This is a genomic window from Oerskovia sp. NPDC060287, from assembly GCF_042726775.1.
In the GTDB taxonomy this organism is placed as follows: domain Bacteria; phylum Actinomycetota; class Actinomycetes; order Actinomycetales; family Cellulomonadaceae; genus Oerskovia; species Oerskovia merdavium.
The window spans coordinates 1-19,982 of record NZ_JBHXBO010000064.1; the positions used below are offsets into that span (position 1 = coordinate 1).

A 19,982-nucleotide genomic window follows, 5' to 3' on the forward strand; every position below is an offset into this window, starting at 1 on the left:
CCTCTCCCGCACGGGAGAGGCGCCCTCCGTCGTCGGTGGGAGGGCCGTGGACCCACGGTGCGGCCGGACCGGCCCCTGCGGCTCAGGCGGCCGGGACAGGCCCGGTCGTGGTCCCCACGACGAGCGTGACGTCGAGCATCACGGTCTCGGGCTCCTTGCCCGCGAGGAGCGAGACCACCGCGCGGCCGAGCTCGGCGCCCTTCTCGGCGAGAGGCTGGTGCACGCTCGTGAGGGTGTCCGGGCTGAGCCACGGCAGGTCGAGCCCGTCGAAGCCTGCGACGGACACGTCCTCGGGCACGCGCAGGCCGAGCTCCTTGGCGCCCAGGACGGCGCCCGCGGCGAGCAGGTCCGAGTGCGCGATGATCGCGGTCGGGCGCTCGTCGGACGGTACCCAGGTCCCGAGGATCTCGACCGCTGCCGCGTGCCCGTGCTCGACGAGCGAGGCCTCGGTCTCCCAGGAGATGAGAGGTTCGACGACGTCGCGCACGCCCGCGAGCCGGTTGAGCGTGGGGGTCCGGTCGGCCTGGGCGAGGCGGTCGGCGTCGATGACGCCGCTGCGGCGTGAGTTGTCGAGGGGGAGGGTGATCTCGGCGACGCGGGTGTGCCCCAGGTCGACGAGGTGGCGCACGACCTCGGCCGTGCCCTTGCGGTCCTCGATGCCGACGAGCGGGGTCCCCGGTACGGGGTGCCCCTCGCCGATCACGACGGGGACGCCGCGGCGCTGCAGCGCGGCGAGGGTCGCGTCGTCGGTCCCGATGCCCCACACGAGGACCGCGACGTCCATCGCTGCGCTCTCGATGAGAGGGTCGACCGCGCGGGACGGGTCCTCGGACGGGATGCCCGGGATGAGGAGCACGCCGAGGCCGCTCGTGCCGAGCGTCGAGACGAGCCCGTCGAGGACCTGGACCGCGACGGGGTCGCGGAACGCGCGCTTGAGCTGGTCGCCGATCACGACGCCGACGATCCCGGACCGTCCCGAGCGGAGCTGGCGGCCGAGGGGGTTGGGACCGGCGTAGCCGAGCTCGGTCGCGGCGGCCATGACGCGGTCGCGCGTCTCGGGGGTGATGGGGCCCGCGCCGGAGAACGCGAGCGACGCGGTGGACACCGAGACGCCGGCGAGCGCGGCGACACGGGCGAGGGTCGGACGGCCTGGCGGCTTGGGTGCCTGCTCGGTCTCGGTCATCGTTGCCCCTCTGCCGGTCTTCTGGACGAACTCGGATCCGCCGTGACGCACGGAAAAGGTGTTTGACGGCGCGGCCAGACTACCCGCAGACTTGTCACCATGTCTCGAATCGTTTCGAAGGCCACTCCCGACGCAGGTATCGAATCGATTCGACCAGCGCTCGACCCCGGCCTCTCCCGCGCCCGCTGGTCCCTCCTGGGGATCTTCCTGCTCAACGGCATCACCATGTCGAGCTGGCTCGCCCGCATCCCCTCGGTGCGTGACGCCCTGGGCATGACGCCCAAGGACCTGGGCTTCGTGCTCCTCGCCGGCGCTGTCGGCGCGCTCCTGACCGTCACGCTCGCCGGGCCGATCGTCAACCGCTTCGGCGGCCGCGCGGCCATGCTCGCCTCGACGGGCTTCTTCGCCGCGGCCCTCGTGCTCCTGGGCGTCGGCCCCGCGACGGGCTCGGTCCCGTTGCTGGCCGCGGGCATCTTCCTCAACGGCGTGGCCTTCTCGCTCGGCAACGTCCCCATGAACGTCGAGAGCGCGAGCGTCGAGCGTCGGACGGGCCGCACGATCCTGCCGCAGTTCCACGCGGCCTTCAGCATCGGTGCCGTCCTGGGCTCGCTCGTCGGCGCGGCGTGCGCCGCGGGCGACGTCCCGGTCCTGGCGCAGTTCGTGGGCACCGCGGTCGTCGCGACGGTCTGGCGGCTGGCCAGCATCCCGATGTTCATCCACGACACGCTGCCCCGCCCGCGGGTCGAGGGGCGCCTGGGCGACGCGGGCCCCGACGGGGTCGAGGCCGCCGCAGCGCTGCACCCGCGTTCGCGCCGCGTGCGCCTGGGGGCCGCGCTCGGTGCGTGGCGTGAGCCCCGCACGCTGCTCATCGGCCTCGTCATCATGGCCGCGGCACTGTCCGAGGGGTCCGCGAACGACTGGCTCTCGCTCGCCGTGGTCGACGGGTTCGACCAGACCGAGGCCGTGGGCGCGGTCGTGTTCGGCGCGTTCGTCGGCGCGATGACCGTCATGCGCCTGCTGGGCACGCGCCTGATCGACCGCTACGGTCGCGTCGCGGTGCTCCGGGTCTCGGGGGTCGCCTCGATCGGTGGCCTCCTCCTGTTCGGGTTCGCCCCGAACCTCGCCCTCGCGGGCGTGGGCGTGGTCGCGTGGGGCCTGGGTGCAGCGCTCGCGGTCCCGATCGGCATCGCCGCGGCCTCGGACGAGCCGATGCAGGCGGCGAGCCGTGTCTCGGTCGTCTCGGCGTTCTCGTCCATGGCCTCGCTCGCGGCCCCGCCGCTGCTGGGCATCGCTGCCGAGGCCATGGGCGCGCGTCACGCGCTCGTCCTCATCGTGGTCGCGATGGTCGTCAGCGTGCTGCTCTCGAAGAAGGTCGCGCCGCTCGTCGCGGGGGAGCGCCCGGCACCGCTCGCAGGGCCCAACGGCGGGGCTCCCGTCCCGCCCGCGGGTCGCCGAGCGGTCGGCACCGGCACGGACGACGCCCTGCTCGACGGTGACGGCGACCGCGACGTGCGCGCCGAGGACACCGTGGCGGGCGCTCCTGACGCGACCGCGAAGCCTGACCAGGTGGTAACTCATCACGCGGTACCGTCGACCCTGCGCACGCGCCGCCGTCGTGGTGTGCGACGACACGGCGCGACCGACCCTGCACCGACCGGCTCGACCTCCCACCGACGCGAGGAGACCCCCGCATGACCACCCCGCCCGCCCCCCGCTCCGGGGAGCAGCGCGCAGCGAGCGCCGCCCGCGTCGTCCAGGCAGCCACCTGGGCCGTGTTCGCGGTGTTCTTCCTCAACGGCTTCAACTTCGCGAGCTGGGCCTCGCGCCTGCCCGCGGTCCGGGACGCGCTCGGGCTCTCCGAGGGCAGCATGGGCTTCCTGCTGCTGTTCGCCGCGATCGGCTCGCTCCTCGCGCTGCCGCTCTCGGGCATGGTCGTCCAGCGCGTCGGCGCCTCGCGCGCGGTCGTGATCTTCGCGACGGTCAACGTGGCGGGGCTCGTCGTGGCCGTCACGGGCGTGTCCCAGGGCTCGGTCGACGTCGTACGGGTCGGCCTGTTCCTCTTCGGGATCGGCACCGGGGTCTGGGACGCCGCGATGAACATCGAGGGCGCGGCGGTCGAGCAGCGCCTCGGCAAGGCGATCATGCCCCGCTTCCACGCGGGCTTCTCGTTCGGGACCATGGCAGGGGCCGGCGTCGGCGCACTGGCCGCGCTCGCAGGGGTCCCCGTGCAGTGGCACCTCGCGGTGGCTCTCGCACTGAGCCTGCTCGCGGTCCTGTGGTGCGTGCGGTCCTTCCTCCCCGCAGGTGCGGTCACGGACGAGGCCCTCGCGGCGTCGTCGGGCGACCTGCGGGACGACGCGGCGGGCGAGGACCCCGCGACCGCGGTCCACGGCAAGGGCGCGCGCAGCGCCCTTGCCGCGTGGAAGGAACCGCGCACGCTGCTCATCGGCCTCGTGGTCCTGGCCGCCGCCCTGACCGAGGGCGCGGCGAACGACTGGGTCGGGCTCGCGGTCGTCGACGGGTTCGGCACGTCCGACGCGATGGGCGCCGTCGCGCTCGGGATCTTCCTCACCGCCATGACGGGCATGCGCCTGCTCGGGACGGGCCTGCTCGACCGGTTCGGCCGGGTGGCCGTGCTGCGCATCTCGGCAGGCCTCGCGTTCGTCGGCCTGCTCGTGTTCACGCTCGTGCCCAACCTGTGGGTCGCGCTCGTGGGCGTGGTGCTGTGGGGCATGGGGGCGGCGCTCGGCTTCCCGGTCGGGATGAGCGCGGCCTCGGACGACCCCGCGCACGCCGCGGTCCGGGTCAGCGTCGTGTCGACCGTCGGGTACTCGGCGTTCTTCGTCGGCCCGCCGCTCATCGGGTTCCTGGCCGAGCACATCGGCGGCTACCGCCCCGCGCTGCTCGTCATCGCGGTGCCGCTCGTGATCGGTCTGCTCGTGGTCAACGCGGCCAAGCCGCTGCCCACCGCGGCAGGCGGCGCGGGCACCGCGACCCCCTGACGGTCGCCGGGGCGAGGAGCGGGAGCGTCGTCGAGAGAGGGGTCGGGCGGCGGCGAACTAGGCTGGAGCCATGACCGCCCCCTCCTCGCGCCGCGTGTCCGCCGTCGAAGCCGTCACCGAGGGTGCCGCGCCCGGTCCGGGCGAGGTGCTCGAGCAGCCCACGCTCGCCGACCTCACGACGCTGCGCGTCGGCGGCCCTGCCGACGCGTACCTCGAGGCGAGCACCGAGGCAGAGCTCATCGACGCGGTGCGCGCGGCCGACGACGCGGGCGAGCCGCTCCTCGTCCTCGGGGGCGGCTCCAACCTGCTCGTGAGCGACGAGGGGTTCGGCGGTGTCGTCGTGCGCGACGTGCGCTCCGAGATCCGGATCGACGCCGAGGACACGTGCGGGGGCGGCAGCCTGACCGCGACCGCGGGCCAGGACTGGGACCAGCTCGTCGCGCAGACCGTCGCGCAGGAGTGGGTCGGGATCGAGGCGTTGTCAGGCATCCCGGGCACGGTCGGGGCCGCGCCGGTGCAGAACATCGGCGCGTACGGCCAGGAGGTCGCGGGGGTCGTGGCGTCGGTGCGCGTGTGGGACCGCGAGCAGGCGCGCATCCGCACGCTGCCTCTCGTCGACCTGGACTTCGGCTACCGCACCTCCCTCCTCAAGCGGACCATGCACGCGTCGCCCGACGGCGGCGACATCTGGTACCCGTCCCCCCGGTTCGTCGTCCTCGACGTCAACCTCCAGATGCGGCTCGGGACGCTCTCGGCACCGATCGGCTACCCCGAGCTCGCCCGTCGGCTCGGGGTCCAGGTGGGCGAGCGGGCGCCGAGCGCCGAGGTCCGCGCCGCGGTGCTCGAGCTGCGCGGGAGCAAGGGCATGCTGCTCGACGACCCGTCGGCCCCCGACCACGACCGCTGGAGCGCGGGCTCTTTCTTCACGAACCCGGTCGTCGCCGCGGACCAGGCCGACCTGCTGCCGGCCGACGCCCCGCGCTTCCCGGTCCGGTCGGCGCTCCCGTCGCGCACCACGGGCCCCAGCCTGGGCGAGATCGACCCGACCCTGGTCAAGACCTCGGCGGCCTGGCTCATCGAGCACGCGGGCTTCACCAAGGGGTTCGGGGTGCACGGCCCGTCGAGCGCGGCGCGGCTCTCGACCAAGCACACGCTGGCGCTGACGAACCGGGGGGCCGCGACCGCGGCGGAGATCGTCGAGCTCGCGCGCACCGTGCGCGACGGCGTGCTCGACGCGTACGGGATCGAGCTCGTCCCCGAGCCCGTGCTGGTGGGCGTCGCGCTCTGAGGCGCTGAGGTCCCTCGCCGAGCGGCGAGGTAGAGGGTACGGGGCGAGGTAGAGGGCTCTGACCCTCTACCTCGACGCCTGCCCTCTACCTCGTGGACCGGGCGGCGGCCTCGTGGACCGAGCGGCTGTGCTGCTCAGTAGACGATCACGGTCGTGCCGGCCGGGGCGCCCCACGAGTCCCAGATCCAGTTCATGGCGCCGTTGGAGACCCGCACGCACCCGTGCGACGCGGGCGACGGGGGGACCGAGCCCGACCCGTGGACCGCGATCCCGCCGTTGAAGAACTTGGGCCGCCACATGCTCCCGAGCTCGAGCGAGGACTCGTAGCTCCCGTCGACCTGGCGCCCCACCTGGAACGTCCCGGCGGGGGTCCGGGCGTAGTACGTGCGGCCCTTGGCCTCGTAGCGCTCGCCGTTGCCGGACGAGGCGTTGATGATCGCGGTGACCCGCCCGTCGTCGACGGCCAGGACGAGCTGACGGGCGATGTCGATCTCGATCACGTGGCCCGACGAGCTCTGGGGCGTGGGCCGCACGCCCTGGTCCAGTGCGGCCTGGGTCTTGGGACCCACCCGGCCGTCGCGGCTGATGCCTGCGGCCTTCTGGAGCGCCCAGACGGCTTGCTGCGTGCCCGGACCGTACGTGCCGTCGGGGCTCGCTCCGAGGTAGCCGAGGTCGGCAAGCCGTTGCTGGAGGGCGACGACCCGTTCTCCCGTGCTCCCGCGCACGAGCTCCTCGGTCGCGGGGTCGGGGGCCGGCGTGACGGGCGCGGGCTCGGCTGCCGGGGGAGCGGGCGTCTCGACGGGAGGGGCCGGTTCGACGGGAGCGGGTGTCTCCGGCGCAGGGGCCGGGGTCTCGCTGGGCGTCGGAGTGGGCGTGGGCGTCGGTGTCTCGGAAGGAGAGGGCGACGAGGTCGAGGCGGGCGGGGCCGAGGTCCCGCCGTCGCCGGGGCTCAGGACGTCGCACCCTCCGACGAGCAGCAGCGCGACGAGGGCGGCCGTCGCGGCCGTCCATCTCGTCCTCATCGATCGTTCCTTCGACATGCGTGATCCCCCTCGATGCCCGGCGTCCTGCCGGAGAACTGGCACGACCACGTTCTCACGCCGCGCGCGCAGGGTCCGCATCGCCGACCCGGGGGATGCGCAATCGTTGTGAAGCGTCCTGCCTCAGGCCTCAGGCCTCAGGCTTCGTGCCGGCGCAGGAGCTCGCCTCGCACGAGGTCGACGATCGCGTCGTCGTCGAGCCCCGCCTCGCGCACCGCAGCGACGAAGGCGCGTGCGGCCTGCCGGGCGACGACATCGGTGGGGGCCACCCCGTCGGCGACGACCGTGCCCGCGCGACGGCGCGTCGTGGTGATGCCGGCCGACTCGAGCTCGCGGTAGGCGCGCGCCACGGTCCCGGCGGCGAGGCCCAGGTCTGTCGCGAGGGCCCGGATGGTCGGTAGCCGGTCGCCGACCACGAGGCGCTCCGCGGCGATGTGCGCGACGACCTGCGAGCGGATCTGTTCGTAGGGAGGTACACCCGACGCGGGGTCGATCTCGAGCTGCAGCCCGGAGGCGGAGGGCCGCTCGGTCCCGGCGATCTCAGGCGCCCAGGTGTGCGACGGGCCTGGGTGCAGGCACCTGGACCACCGGCCGGGCGAGGTCCTCGAGGGGTGTGAGCAGACCGCCTCCGTGGCTTTGTGTCATCATGTCGATACAATGACATCCACAACGTCCGGTGTCAACGACCGCGTGAGAGGTCTCTCACGCGCCCCTCATCCCCGCATCACGTCGGACCGCTTGGGTCGCTCTCATGGACACCGCTGCGCAGCTGCTCACCGGCCCCCGGGCCGGGGACCTCCTGGAGGCGGCGCTCGCCGTCGACCACGTCGCGCTCGGTTCGTGGCGCGTGCACCAGGTGCACGCGCGGCCGGGTGCCGAGGTGAGCGTCGGGTACGAGGTCACCGTGCGCGGTCGCGCCGGGGGGCCGCGGACCGCCGGACGTCGCGACGAGTACCTCGTGGCGACCACGGCCGACCTCCCGCCGGACGTCGTCGAACGGCACGGCATCCTGCGCATGGTCGACGGTGACCGGACCGTCCACGTGTGGCGCCACCCCGTCGACCCCCTCCTGCCGGGGCTCGCGACGGCCTGCGACGCCGCGACGCTGACCGACCGGTGGCGCTCGATCGACCCGCACGCCCCGCTCGTCCTGGGGCTGGACCTGGTCGCCTACCGCCCCCTGCGCCGCGCGGTCCTGCGTGCGCGGACGACCGCGGGAGACGTCTACCTCAAGGTCGTCCGCCCGGACCGGGTCGCCGAGCTCCGGCTGCGCCACGACCTCTTCCTGGTCGCCGAGGCCGCACCGCAGGGCTACAGCCTGACGGCGCCGCTCGCAGCCCCCAGGGTCCTGGCCTCGCTCGGCGAGGGCATCCTCGTCCTCGGTGCGCGCCCTGAGGAGACCATGGCTTCCGCCGTGGCCTCGACCCCCCGGCACGAGCAGGCGCTCGCGGTCGACCCGCACGAGCTGGTCCGGGCGCTCGACGCCCTGCCCCCGGACGCCGTCCTGCTCGAGCGCCGCCCCGCCTGGGCCGAGCGGTCCGCGCACTACGCACGCTCCGCCGTCGGGCGTCTGCCGGCTCTCGCCCCGCGGATCGAAGCCCTCGAACGAGGCGTGCGTCGCATCGTCGAGACGCGGGACCCCGGTCCCGTGGTCCCGACGCACGGCGACTTCTACGAGGCCAACGTCCTCCTCGTCGGTGGCGCGGGCTGCCGCCGGGTGGCCGCTGTGCTCGACGTCGACACACTTGGCCCGGGTCACCGCGTGGACGACCTCGCGTGCATGACCGGGCACCTCGCGGTCCTCGAGACCCTCGCACCCCAGGTGTACCCCGGGGTCCAGGGGCTCGTGGACCGCTGCCTCGCGGCGTTCGGCGAGAGCGCGGACCCCGTCGGGCTGCGCGCGCGCACCGCCGGCGTCGTCCTCTCGTTGCTGCCGGGTGCGCCGCGCGACCGCCTCGCCGAGGCCTGGCTCGCCGTCGCGGAGGAGCTCCTCGCAGGGGCCGAGGACAGGCTGCCCCTCGGCTGAGAGACGGGACACGGACCCGCGCCCGCCGTGGACGGGTCAGGCCGCCGGGTCCGCCAACCGGTAGCCCATGCCGCGCACCGTGACCACCCGCTCGGGACCCAGCTTGTTGCGCAGGTAGCGGACGTAGACGTCCACGACGTTGGAGCCGGGGTCGAAGTCGTACCCCCATACCCGCGAGAGCAGCTGCTCCCGGCTCAGGACCTGGCCCGGGTTGCGCAGGAACGTCTCCGCGAGGGCGAACTCCCGGGCCGAGAGGTCGACCTCCCGGTCCGCGGTGCGGGCGCGACGCGTGCGCAGGTCGAGGCTGAGCGAGCCGTGCGAGAGCACCGTGACCTCGCCTGCGGGCTCGGTCCGCAGGCGCAGGCGGATGCGTGCCAGCAGCTCCTCGAAGCGGAACGGCTTGACCATGTAGTCGTCCGCCCCGCCCTCGAGGCCCGCGACCGTGTCGGTGACCGAGGACCGGGCCGTGAGGATGATGACGGGGATCGTGTTGCGCGCCGCGCGGAGCCGCCGCAGGACCGTGAATCCGTCCTGGTCCGGCAGACCGAGGTCGAGGATCATCAGGTCGTGGTCGCCCGTCTGCGCCAGGTCGTAGCCCTCTCGACCTGTGGTCACGGCCGTGCTCGCGTACCCGGCCGCGCGCAGCCCCTTGGACACGAACGACGAGATCCGTGTCTCGTCCTCGACGACGAGGATCTGGCTCACAGCGATGTCCTTTCACCCAGGTGCGCCGGGACGACCACGGGGATCTCCACGGTCAGGGGAGTCAAGAGGTCGTGGTCCGCCCTGCCCGGCCCCGTCCCGGCGGGTGACGGGGAGGAGGACCGGTGGTCGTGGTCCGGCCCCGGGACGGGGGGAGCCTGGCCGGGTTCGAGCGGGAGGTCGAGAGTGAACGTGGAACCGAATCCTCGGGTCGAGGTGACCTCGACCCGTCCGTCGTGCCCGCCCGCGATCGCGCTGACGATCGCCAGGCCCAGGCCCGCGCCGTCGCGGAACGCAGGGTCGCGCTCGGCCTGGGCGAAGCGCACGAAGATGCGTTCGAGCTGGTCGGGCGAGACGCCGATGCCCTCGTCCCGGACCCAGAGCCGGATCCGGCCGTCGCGCACCGCGGAGCCCAGGGTGATCTTCGATCCCGGTGCGGAGAACTTCACGGCGTTCGAGGCGAGCTGGAGCCACGCCTGGGTCAGGCGCTGCTCGTCGACGAGCGCCGTGGCCCCCGTCCGCGCGTCGATCTTCCACCTGCGGTCGCCCAGGAGACGGGCCTTGTCGAGGATGTCGTCGGTCAGGCGCCCCAGGTCGGTCTCCTCGAGGCGGACGAAGTCCGGGCTCCCGGCGGTCGCGAGGGTCATGAGGTCGTCGACGAGCCGGTGCATGCGGTCGAGCTCGTCGAGCGCGAGGCTGCGCGTGGCCGCCGAGTCCTCGGGGTCGTGCGGGTCCATGAGCTCGAGGTGCCCGCGGACGATCGTCAGCGGGGTCCGCAGCTCGTGCCCTACGTCGTCGAGGAGCTGGTGCTCGGCGTCGGACGCGGCGGCGAGACGGTCGAGCATCTCGTTGAAGGCCTGGGTGAGCTCGGAGACGTCGTCGTTCCCCGTGACCGGGATGCGCTCGGACGTGCGGGTGTCGCTGATCCGACGAGCGGTCTGGCCGAGCAGGCGTACCGGACGCAGCAGGCGACCCGCGACGACCCAGCCGACCGCGCCGATGAGCAGGAGCGAGACCACCGCGATGATCGCGTACGTCCGGAACACCTGGTCGAACTCGGCGTGCTCGGCGTCCCGGTCGTACGCCAGGACGAGGGCGGAGGGCTCTTTGCCGTCCGTCACGGGCACGACCAGCGCCCGGTAGCTGGTGGTGGGCGTCGAGATCTCGCGCAGGACGACCCGGCCCCCCGTGGTCAGGGGCTCGAGGGCGTCCATGAGCGCCTCGTCGTCCTCGAGCCGGAGCGGCACGGGCGACGCCGCGATCCACTGGGCGCGTCCGGCGCGGAAGCCCACCATGCCCTCGTGCGGGGCGGGCACGGTCTGTCGCATCGCGAAGTTCACCAGGTCGTCCGACGACGTGAACCGCTCGCCCGTGGAGGGGTTGACGCCGTCCTGGGCGAGGGCCTCGAACTCCTCGAGCGAGCGCGTGAGGGACAGGGCCATCCGGTCGTCGACGTGCCGGCGCTGGGACGTGAACGCGACGCCGCCCGCGATGATCAGCCCCAGGGCCGCGAGGGCGAGGACCGCGCCGAGGATGCGGACGCGGACGGTCAGCAGCCGCGCGGTGGTCCGGGGACGGTGGGGCGCGGCGGGATCGAGGGGGGCGGACATCATCCGTTCCCCGTGTCGGGAGTCCACATGCCGTCGTCGTACTCGTCCGAGGGCCGGTACATGCCGTCGTCGTACTCGTCGCCGGGGTGGTACATGCCGTCGTCGTACGGCAGCTCGCCGGTCGAAGGCGCCGTGCCGGTGCCGCTGTCGACGGTGCTCCCGCTCCGGGGCGGCGCGGGCTGGACGGGTACGAGGGACCCGTCGCCCGGCTTCTCGACCGGCTCGACGGGCTCGACCGGTTCCTCCTCGACGGGCTCGACCGGGGCCGGGACGGGCGTGGGGGTCACGGTCTCGACCGGGGCCGGGCTCAGGACGACCTGGTTCCCCAGGTCGCGGTCCGGAGGGCTCGCGGAGACGAGTGCCACGGCGGCCGTGCCGACGCCGAGGAAGCCGAGCACCAGGGCGCCCACCCACGTCGTCGTCCGTCGCATGGCGCGAGTGTCCCGTGCCCTGATGAGAGGGGCATGAGAGGGCGCGTCACCCACGGGGTGCCTCGCCCGTGGGCGGAGCCTCGGCGATCCACGCGTCGACTCCCGCGAGCAGCCGCGCCGTGGTCGAACGGCTCGCCCGGCTCGCCCGGATCGAGGAGCGCGCGAGATCGGCCAGCTCCTCGTCGGAGAACCCGTGCTCGGTCCGCGCCGACTCGTACTGCGCCACGAGCCGCGAACCGAAGAGCAGCGGGTCGTCGGCCCCGAGCGCGACCTGCGCACCCGCGTCGACGAGCGCCCCGAGCGGGACCTGCGCGCCGTCGTCGTACACCCCGAGCGACACGTTCGAGGCCGGGCAGACCTCGAGCGCGACGCCCCGCTCGACGACCTGCTCGAGGACCCGCGGGTCCTCGACCGACCGGACCCCGTGGCCGAGCCGGTCCGGGTCCAGGTCCGTCAGGACCTCGCTCACGTGGTCCGGCCCGAGGAGCTCGCCGCCGTGCGGGACCAGGGCGAGCCCCGCGCGGCGCGCGATCGCGAACGCGGGCGCGAAGGCCGCGGTGTCCCCGCGCCGCTCGTCGTTGCTCAGCCCGAAGCCCAGGACCTCTCCCGGCCCGTCACCCACGTACTGCGCCGCGAGGCGCGCGAGCGTGCGCGCGTCGAGCGGGTGCCGCATGCGCGACGCGGCGACGATCACGCCCACCTCGGTCCCCGTCGCGGCGCTCGCCTCGCGGGCCGCGTCGAGCACGATCTCGACCGCGGGCGAGATGCCGCCCACGAAGGGCGCGTACGACGTGGGGTCGACCTGGATCTCCAGTCGCCCCGACCCCTCGGCCGCGTCGTCCTCGGCGGCCTCGTGCACGATCCGGCGCATGTCCGCCTCGGAGCGCACGCACGCGCGCGCGGCGTCGTACAGGCGCTGGAAGCGGAACCAGCCGCGCTCGGTCGCGGGCAGGCGCAGCGGGTCGCCGTCGAGCAGCGCGGACGGGAGCCTCACCCCGTACTGCGCGGCGAGGTCCCGCAGCGTCTCGGGCCGCATGGACCCGGTGAAGTGCAGGTGGAGGTGGGCCTTGGGGAGCTTCGCCAGATCACGCACAGGGGCAGTCTTCCATCAGCAGGTCCCCCGCACGGGGAGGTCGGTTCCCCGGCCGGGTGAGATCGGGGGCGACCTCACGCGCCGGGCAGGATCCCGCGCTCGATCGCGACGGTCACGGCGCGCGTGCGGTCGTCGACCCCGAGCTTGGCGAACGCACGCAGCAGGTGCGTCTTGACGGTCGCCTCGGAGATGAACAGCTCACGCCCGATCGCCGGGTTGCTCAGCCCACGCGCGACCAGCGCGAGGACCTGCGACTCGCGGGGCGTGAGCCGTTCGCCCGCGCCCCGGACCGACGTCACGAGCCGGGTCGCGACCGTGGGGGCCAGGACCGTCTCGCCGCGCGCCGCGGCCCGGATGCCCGCGACGAGCACGTCCCGCGGTGTGTCCTTGAGCAGGTAGCCCGTCGCACCCGCCTCGACCGCACGCAGGATGTCTGTGTCGGTCTCGTACGTCGTGAGCACGACGACGCGGGGCCGCGCGGGCCGCGCCTCACCGGGGGAGCGGGGTCCGGCGAGGATCTCGCTGGTCGCGCCCACGCCGTCGAGCACTGGCATGCGCAGGTCCATGAGCACGACGTCGGGGCGCAGCTCGCGCGCGAGCCGCACGCCCTCGTGCCCGTCGCCCGCCTCGCCGACCACCACCAGGTCGGGCTCGGCAGTGAGCATCCCGACGAGGCCCGAGCGCACCACGGGGTGGTCGTCGACCACGAGGACGCGCACCTGGGCGGAGTGGGCGGACGGGGAAGTGGTCACGAGGCGCTCCGAGGGGCAGCAGTGGCGGCAGGGGAAGTGGGCGTGGGAGCGGGAGGGCCGGGCACGGGCAGCTCGACGCGCACGCTCGTCCCGCCCCCTGGTGTGCCGTGCACCGTGACCGCGCCGCCGCTCGCCGCGACGCGCTCGCGCATCCCGCGCAGACCGAACCCTTCCACGACGCCCGGGCCCAGCCCGCGACCGTCGTCGACGACCTCCAGGACGACCGTGACGTCGTCGGGCCCGTGGTCGGCGCCCGGGGACCCGTCGCCCGCAGGGAGACCCGGCCCCAGGGAGACGACGACGGCGCTCGCCGCCGCGTGGCGGCGCACGTTGGCCAGGGCCTCCTGGGCGGACCGCAGCAGCACGACCTCCTCGGCGCTCGAGAGCCCGAGCACGTCCGCGACCACGAGGTCGATCTGCGTGCCCGTCTCGTCCGTGAAGCGGTCGGCGAGCCGGCGCAGCGCCTGACCGAGCGTGCCCACCTGGAGCGGGGCGGGCGCGGCCGCGGCGACCAGGGCCCGCGCCTCGGCGAGGTTGTCGCGCGCGGTCGACTCGACGAGCGCGAGCCGCTCGCGGGCCGCGTCGGGGGCCGACCGGTCGAGGTCGGCGCTCGCGGCCTGCGCGAGCATCACTACGCTCGTGAACCCCTGAGCCAGGGTGTCGTGGATCTCCTGGGCGACGCGCTCGCGCTCCGCGAGCACGCCCGCCTCGTGGTGCGAGCGCGCGAGCTCGGCCTGGGTCGCTCGCAGCTCGTCGACGAGCCGTGCGTGGCGCTCGGCCTGTCGCATGGTGTGCGCCGTCCACAGCCCGAGGCTGAGCGCGAACGCCAGCGCGACGCCCATCTGCGGTGCCGTGCTCGCGAGGTCCGCCGCTCCGACCCGGCCCGTGGACGGGTCGAACGCGAGCGCGAGCGCGGTGCCCGCCGCGAGCACGACGCACAGCACGACCTGCGTCCACAGGTGCTCCGAGAGCATCCAGATCTGCGTGAACACCGCGAACAGCAGGAGCGTGCCCAGCGCGTCCTGCCCCACGACCACGAGCGTGCACGCGATCGCCACGACGAGGTAGACGTGCGCGGCGACCTGGTTGCGCGTCCGCGCGGCGCGCCGCCCCCACCCGACGTACCCGACGAGGATGACCCCGACGGCCGCGAGCGAGACGACGAGCGCCGTGCCGCGGACGTCGGCGGTGAGCAGCGCGAGCGCGCTGAGCACGACGATGACGTAGAACGCCACGTCCCACCAGCGCACGTCGCGCTCCCACGTGCCATCGATCTGGGCGGCCTGGGCGGCCTGGGCGGCCTGCGCCGGCCCGGCCGCGTCGGGGGCGTCGCCGTCAGCCGTCGTCACGACGACGCCACCGGAACGTCCGCACGCCTACCACGAGTCCCACCACGAGCCATGCGACCAGTACAGCAGCGGTCGCGCCGTGCTGCCACGACCCGCCCACCTCGAGCGCCTCGGCCTCGGCGGGCAGGAACACCGAGCGCATGCCCTGCGCGAGCCACTTCAGCGGGAAGACCGACGCGACCTGCTGCATCCACGACGGCAGCGCGAAGAACGCGAAGAACACGCCCGAGATGAACTGCAGGACCAGCACCACGGGGGTCACGACGGCGCTCGCGGACTTCCCCGACCGGGGGACCGAGGAGAACGCGACACCCAGCACCGAGCCCGTCGCGGTGCCGAGCACGAACACCCAGGTGAAGGTCCACCAGGCCGAGGCCGTCGAGGGCATCGGCACGTCGAACACGGTCGCGGCGAGCAGCAGCAGCGCGGCGGTCTGCACGGTCACGGCGATCAGGACCTGCCCGATCTTCCCCAGGAAGTACGACGTCGCCGGCAGCGGGGTCGCGCGCAGGCGCTTGAGCGTGCCGTCGTCGCGCTCGACCGCGATCGAGATCGCGAGGTTCTGGAAGCTCGTGAGCATGACGCCCGTGGCGACCATGCCGGGCAGGAAGTACTGCGTGAACGGCACGGATCCCGCCGCGTTGCCCTGGTCCTCCTGACCGAACACGGTCGCGAAGATCGCCATCATGATGAGCGGGTAGGCCAGGATGAAGACGACCGCGTCGCGCTCGCGCAGGAACGAGACCATCTCGACCCAGGTCCGCCGGAGCCCTGTGCGGAGGGTGCCGGGCAGCGCGCGCCCGTCGTGGGGCACGCGGGTGGGGGCGGTCTGGGCGCTCATCGGGAGGCCTCCTCGGTGACGGGTGCGGACGGGACGGCAGAGGTCTTCGGTGAGGTCGGCGGGAGTCCGGGCGGCCCTGCAGGTGACGAGGGGGCGAACGGGTCTGCGGTCGGCACCGTCGGCACGGCCCCGATGAGCTCGAGGTACACGTCCTCGAGGCTCGGCTGGAGCACGCGCAGGCCGGTAACCTCGCCGTCGGGCCCGGCCAGGCGCGCCGCGAGCGAGGTGACCAGCGCGGTCGGGTGGTCGGTGCGCTCGACGTGCGTGACGCCGTCGGACACCCACTGCACCACGGGGCGCAGCGCACCCGGCCCGCCCAGGTCGGCCGGCGCCCCGAGGGCGACGACCTTCCCGTCGCGCACGACGGCGGCACGGTCGGCCAGGTGCGCCGCCTCGTCGAGGTAGTGGGTCGTCAGGAGGATCGTGGTGCCCCCCTCACGCAGGGCCAGCACGAGGTCCCAGAAGCTGCGGCGGGCCTGCGGGTCGAACCCGGTCGTGGGTTCGTCGAGGAACAGCAGCTCGGGGTCGCCCACGATCCCGAGCGCGACGTCGAGGCGGCGCCGCTGTCCGCCCGAGAGCTGGCGGGCGCGCGTCGACGCCTTCTCCTGCAGCCCGACGGCGGTGATCACCTCCTCGGGGTCGCGCGGGGCCGGGTAGAACGTCGCGAAGTGGCGCACGAGCTCTCGCACCGTGAGCTCGGCCTGGTCGCGCGAGTCCTGGAGGACGACGCCGATCCGGCTGCGCCACGCGCGCCCCGCGAGCGCGGGGTCCTCGCCGAGGACCTCGACCTGCCCGCCGTCTCGCTTGCGGAAACCCTCGAGGATCTCGACCGTCGTGGTCTTGCCCGCGCCGTTGGGGCCGAGGACGGCGAAGATCTCGCCGCGCTCGACCGTGAGGTCCAGGCCGTCGACCGCCTGCTTCACGGTGCTGCCTGCGCCGCTGCCCTGCGTGTAGCGCTTGGTGAGCCCGCGGACCTCGATGGCCGGGGCGCTCGTACCTGCTCGGGGAGGAGTCCTGTCTGTGGTCATGGCTCCAGCCTGGCGTGGGAGAGGTGCTCGCCGCGACGACCGGTCGGGGGGACGCGGGGTCCACCGGTCGGTGGACACGGAGGGTGACGGTCCGGCCCGCCGAGGGTGACGGTCCGGCCCGCCGAGGGTGACCGGAGGACTCACCCGCGGTGACGGGATGTCCGCCACGAAGGCCCGCCAGGGGTCCACTACTGTCAGCCGCATGAGCGACGCCGCGATCACGCTGACCGTCCTGGGCGCAGCGGTGGTCCTCTTCGTGTGGAACCGCCTGCCGGTCGGCGTCGTGGCGCTCGCGGTCGCCCTCTCGCTCTACCTCACGGGCGTCCTGACGGTCGAGGAGTCCCTCGCGGGGTTCGGGACCCCGACCGTGATCCTCATCGCGGCGCTCTTCGTGGTCGCCGAGGCGCTCGACGCCGCGGGCATCACGGCGTGGGCGGGCCAGCAGCTGATCGACCGGGCGGGGACGAGCCCCGCGCGGCTCATGGTGTTCATGCTCGTGCTCTCGGCGGTGCTGTCCGCGCTCGTCACACCCAACGGTGCGGTCGCAGCCCTGTTCCCCATGGTCGTGGTCCTCTCGACGCGGCTCGGCCGTTCGCCGTCGCAGCTCCTCATGCCCCTCGCGTTCGGTGCCCACGCCGGCTCGCTCCTCATGCTGACGGGCACGCCCGTCAACGTGATCGTCTCGGCGACGGCCCTCGAGGAGACGGGCACGGGCCTGGGGTTCTTCGAGTTCGCGCTCGTGGGCGTCCCGCTGCTCGCGGGGACGATCCTGGTCTGCGTGCTGTGGGGTCCGCGCCTGCTGCCGCACCGCAGCGCGCGCTCGCTCTCGCGCGACCTGACGGGCCTGCCCGCGGACCTGCTGCGCGACTACGCGCCGGCCGGCAGCATCGCGCGCCTCGCGGTGCCCGCGGGCTCGCCCCTCGTCGGGGTCGCGGCCGACGCGATCGACACGGGGGACCGGTCGGTGCACGCGGTCGCGGTGCAGGACCGGTCGGGGCGACCCGTGCCGGAGGTCGTGGCGGGCGGTCAGCTCGTGGTGCGTGGGGGCCGTGCGGGGATCGACGAGTTCGCGGCCGTGGGCGGCCTGGTCGCCCCGAGCGGGCCCGACGGCGAGGACGTCACCTGCGGGCTCGTCTCGCGCGACCACGGGGTCGCCGAGGTCATCGTGCGCCCGCGCTCGGGCCTGATCGGCGAGCGCGTCTTCCCGGGCATGGTCACGGACTCGGGCGAGCTCGTGGTCCTGGCCGTGAAGCGGCTCGGAGAGGTCCTCGACCCGGCCGGCGACGAGGGGGAGAACCGTCCGGCGGCCGACCCGCGCGACCACGAGGTCACGCTGCGCGCGGGCGACGCGGTGCTCCTGCAGGGGCCGTGGGACGCGCTCGACCGCCACACCGACGACCCCGACGTCCTCGTGGTCGACACCCCGGACTCGATCCGTCGCCAGGCTGCGCCGCTCGGGCGCCGGGCCGTGCCGGCCATCGTGGTGCTCGTGCTCATGGTGGCCGCGCTCGCGACGGACGTGCTGCCTGCCGCGGTCACCGCTGTGGGGGCCGCGATCGCGATGATCCTGCTGCGGGTCGTGACGACCCGCCAGGCGCAGCGCTCGATCTCGCTCACGACCGTGATCCTCGTGGCGGGCATGATCCCGCTCTCGACCGCGATCACGCAGACGGGCGCCGCGGAGATCGTCGCGACCGCGCTGATCGACGTGGTCGGCGGGGGAGGGCTGACGCTCCTGCTGCTGGGCATCTTCGTGCTGTGCGCGGTGCTCGGTCAGCTCATCAGCAACATGGCCACGGCCCTGGTCATGATCCCGATCGCCGGGTCGGTCGCGCTCGAGCTCGGGATCTCGCCGGTTCCGCTCGTCATGTGCGTCGCGGTCGCGTCCGCCGCGGCGCTCCTGACACCCGTCGCCACCCCGGGCAACATGATGGTCATGGAGCCGGGCGGCTACCGGTTCGGTGACTACTGGAAGCTCGGCCTGCCCGTGCTCGGGGTCTACCTGCTGGTCGCGGTGTTCCTCGTCCCCCTGATCTGGCGGCCGTAGGGCTCGCCTGGCACGTCCTGCACGGCCCGTACCGCATCGCACGACCCGCACCAGCCACGGCACCGGCCGCGGCCCGAGAGATGGAGCACGCCATGGGTGACGCACCCTTCGACCCGATCCCGTCCGACGCGGCCGTCCGCGCCGTGGAGGTGTCCGTGAACGCGGCGCCCGCGGGGGCCACGACCGGGATCCTGGTGACCTCGGACGGCGACGTCCCGGCCGCGATCGGCGCCGACCGCGACGAGCTCGCCCGCTGGGGCTTCACGGGGCGCGCGGGGCAGACTCTCGCCCGCCCCTCCGCGGGGGCCGACGTGGTCGCGGTCGGCGCGGGCCCGGCCGGCCGGCTCGACACCGCCGCGATCCGTGACGCCTCGGCCCACCACGCCCGGGCCGTCGCGCGCGACGCGGTGGTGACCGTCTCGCTCGCGGGCACCGAGGACCTCGACCTCGCGGAGGTCGCGAGCGCGGTCGTCGAGGGCGTCCTGCTGGGGCGCTACCGCTACGACCAGCTCCGCACCGAGCCCGCGACGGTCCCGGTCACGGGCATCGTCCTGGCCACGGGCGGGGACGAGGCCGAGGCGCTCGCGGGCGCCCGGCGCGGCCTGGTCCTGGCCCGCGCGGCGCTCGTCTCGCGCGACCTCGCGAACACCCCGGCGGGCTACCTCACGGCCCCCGACCTGGCCGACGTCGCGGTACGTCTGGGGCCCGCGAACGGCCTCGAGGTCGAGGTCTTCGACAAGGCCGCGCTCCAGGCGATGGGGTGCGGCGGCATCCTCGGGGTCAACGCGGGCAGCGTCGTCGAGCCCCGTCTCGTCAAGCTGACGTACCGCGGCGGCGAGGGGCACCTCGCGTTCGTCGGCAAGGGCATCACCTACGACTCGGGCGGCATCAGCCTCAAGCCCTCGAACGCGATGCACGCGGCCATGAAGATGGACATGTCCGGGGCCGGGGCGGCGCTCGCGGCCCTGTCGGTCCTCCGGGACCTGGGCGTCGGCACGACCGTCACGGCCTACCTCGCGTGCACCGACAACATGCCCTCGGGCAGCGCGACCAAGCTGGGCGACGTCCTCACGACGCGCAGCGGCCGCACGATCGAGGTCGTCAACACCGACGCCGAGGGCCGCCTGGTTATGGCCGACGCGATCGCGCTCGCGGTCGAGGACGGCGTCGACGCGATCGTCGACATCGCGACCCTCACGGGCGCGGCGCTGGCGGCGCTCGGCACGGCCCGGGCCGCGCTGCTCGGCAACGACGACGCGCTCGCGGCCCAGGTCGAGTCGGCGTCGGCGGCGACCGACGAGCGCGTCTGGCGCCTCCCGCTCGAGCACCGCTACCGGCCCCAGCTCGACTCGGACGTCGCGGACATCAAGAACCTGGGGGGCGAGTTCGCGGGGGCCATCACGGCGGCGCTCTTCCTCGCCGAGTGGGCGGGCGAGGTGTCGTGGGCGCACCTCGACATCGCGGGCACCATGAAGTCGGACACCGACGACGCGGTCTGGACCAAGGGCGCCACGGGCTTCGGGGCGCGACTGCTCGCCGAGCTCGCGGGCTCGTTCACGGTCCCGGGCGCGTAGGCCAGGAGCAGGGGAG

General features: G+C 74.2%; 17 protein-coding genes. 6 read left to right on the plus strand and 11 right to left on the minus strand.

The genetic code is table 11. The features are described from left to right. Window positions 1-82 precede the first annotated feature (82 nt). On the minus strand, window positions 83-1,183 hold the full coding sequence (locus tag ACFWFR_RS07950) for a LacI family DNA-binding transcriptional regulator (protein WP_377622256.1): 1,101 nt from the start codon (window positions 1,181-1,183) through the stop codon (window positions 83-85). Window positions 1,184-1,282: 99 nt separating this feature from the next. Between ACFWFR_RS07950 and ACFWFR_RS07955 the strand changes: the two genes are divergently transcribed. The 3 genes from ACFWFR_RS07955 (at window position 1,283) to ACFWFR_RS07965 (ending at window position 5,473) form a co-directional block, all read left to right on the plus strand. Further along, on the plus strand, window positions 1,283-2,878 hold the full coding sequence (locus ACFWFR_RS07955) for an MFS transporter (RefSeq protein WP_377622258.1): 1,596 nt from the start codon (window positions 1,283-1,285) through the stop codon (window positions 2,876-2,878). After that, window positions 2,875-4,185: an MFS transporter gene (locus tag ACFWFR_RS07960; protein ID WP_191801459.1), complete on the plus strand. Its 1,311-nt coding sequence runs from the start codon at window positions 2,875-2,877 to the stop codon at window positions 4,183-4,185. The genes ACFWFR_RS07955 and ACFWFR_RS07960 overlap by 4 nt, the downstream gene beginning before the upstream one ends. 70 nt (window positions 4,186-4,255) lie before the next feature. Beyond that, window positions 4,256-5,473, plus strand: coding sequence for a UDP-N-acetylmuramate dehydrogenase (locus ACFWFR_RS07965; RefSeq protein WP_191801457.1), 1,218 nt, complete (start codon window positions 4,256-4,258; stop codon window positions 5,471-5,473). A gap of 134 nt (window positions 5,474-5,607) precedes the next feature. Here ACFWFR_RS07965 and ACFWFR_RS07970 read toward each other — a convergent pair whose 3' ends face one another. Beyond that, window positions 5,608-6,495 carry a L,D-transpeptidase family protein gene (locus tag ACFWFR_RS07970; RefSeq protein WP_377622260.1) on the minus strand — a complete coding sequence of 296 codons (888 nt, stop codon included), beginning with the start codon at window positions 6,493-6,495 and terminating at the stop codon, window positions 5,608-5,610. Window positions 6,496-6,650: 155 nt separating this feature from the next. Beyond that, the gene (locus ACFWFR_RS07975; protein WP_377622278.1) at window positions 6,651-7,088 is read right to left on the minus strand and encodes a GntR family transcriptional regulator; all 438 of its coding nucleotides are present in this window, start codon (window positions 7,086-7,088) and stop codon (window positions 6,651-6,653) included. A 176-nt stretch (window positions 7,089-7,264) separates the two neighbouring features. Here ACFWFR_RS07975 and ACFWFR_RS07980 point away from each other — a divergent pair, with 176 nt between their 5' ends. Then, window positions 7,265-8,539: a phosphotransferase family protein gene (locus ACFWFR_RS07980; protein WP_377622262.1), complete on the plus strand. Its 1,275-nt coding sequence runs from the start codon at window positions 7,265-7,267 to the stop codon at window positions 8,537-8,539. A 36-nt stretch (window positions 8,540-8,575) separates the two neighbouring features. Here ACFWFR_RS07980 and ACFWFR_RS07985 read toward each other — a convergent pair whose 3' ends face one another. The 8 genes from ACFWFR_RS07985 to ACFWFR_RS08020 form a co-directional block, all read right to left on the minus strand. Further along, entirely contained in the window at window positions 8,576-9,244 is a 669-nt protein-coding gene (locus tag ACFWFR_RS07985) for a response regulator transcription factor (protein WP_377616164.1), read from the minus strand. Then, entirely contained in the window at window positions 9,241-10,851 is a 1,611-nt protein-coding gene (locus ACFWFR_RS07990; RefSeq protein WP_377622263.1) for a sensor histidine kinase, read from the minus strand. The genes ACFWFR_RS07985 and ACFWFR_RS07990 overlap by 4 nt, the downstream gene beginning before the upstream one ends. Then, window positions 10,851-11,282 carry a hypothetical protein gene (locus ACFWFR_RS07995; RefSeq protein WP_377622265.1) on the minus strand — a complete coding sequence of 144 codons (432 nt, stop codon included), beginning with the start codon at window positions 11,280-11,282 and terminating at the stop codon, window positions 10,851-10,853. The genes ACFWFR_RS07990 and ACFWFR_RS07995 overlap by 1 nt, the downstream gene beginning before the upstream one ends. 46 nt (window positions 11,283-11,328) lie before the next feature. After that, window positions 11,329-12,375 (minus strand): adenosine deaminase, encoded by a 1,047-nt coding sequence (locus ACFWFR_RS08000; RefSeq protein WP_377622267.1) that lies wholly within the window; start codon window positions 12,373-12,375, stop codon window positions 11,329-11,331. Between the two features lie 74 nt (window positions 12,376-12,449). After that, a complete protein-coding gene (locus tag ACFWFR_RS08005; protein WP_377622280.1) occupies window positions 12,450-13,040 on the minus strand; it encodes a LuxR C-terminal-related transcriptional regulator in 591 nt (196 codons plus the stop codon). A gap of 83 nt (window positions 13,041-13,123) precedes the next feature. After that, the gene (locus ACFWFR_RS08010; protein WP_377622268.1) at window positions 13,124-14,476 is read right to left on the minus strand and encodes a sensor histidine kinase; all 1,353 of its coding nucleotides are present in this window, start codon (window positions 14,474-14,476) and stop codon (window positions 13,124-13,126) included. Then, window positions 14,463-15,317, minus strand: coding sequence for an ABC transporter permease (locus tag ACFWFR_RS08015; protein ID WP_377622270.1), 855 nt, complete (start codon window positions 15,315-15,317; stop codon window positions 14,463-14,465). The genes ACFWFR_RS08010 and ACFWFR_RS08015 overlap by 14 nt, the downstream gene beginning before the upstream one ends. Next, window positions 15,314-16,345 carry an ABC transporter ATP-binding protein gene (locus tag ACFWFR_RS08020; RefSeq protein ID WP_377622272.1) on the minus strand — a complete coding sequence of 344 codons (1,032 nt, stop codon included), beginning with the start codon at window positions 16,343-16,345 and terminating at the stop codon, window positions 15,314-15,316. Before ACFWFR_RS08020 ends, ACFWFR_RS08015 begins: the two co-directional genes overlap by 4 nt. A 202-nt stretch (window positions 16,346-16,547) precedes the next feature. On the opposite strand from ACFWFR_RS08020, the gene ACFWFR_RS08025 reads away from it, so the two are divergent. Next, complete coding sequence (locus tag ACFWFR_RS08025) at window positions 16,548-18,392, plus strand: SLC13 family permease (protein WP_377622274.1); 1,845 nt, start codon at window positions 16,548-16,550, stop codon at window positions 18,390-18,392. 92 nt (window positions 18,393-18,484) lie between these two features. Next, complete coding sequence (locus tag ACFWFR_RS08030) at window positions 18,485-19,966, plus strand: leucyl aminopeptidase family protein (protein WP_377622276.1); 1,482 nt, start codon at window positions 18,485-18,487, stop codon at window positions 19,964-19,966. Window positions 19,967-19,982 lie beyond the last annotated feature (16 nt).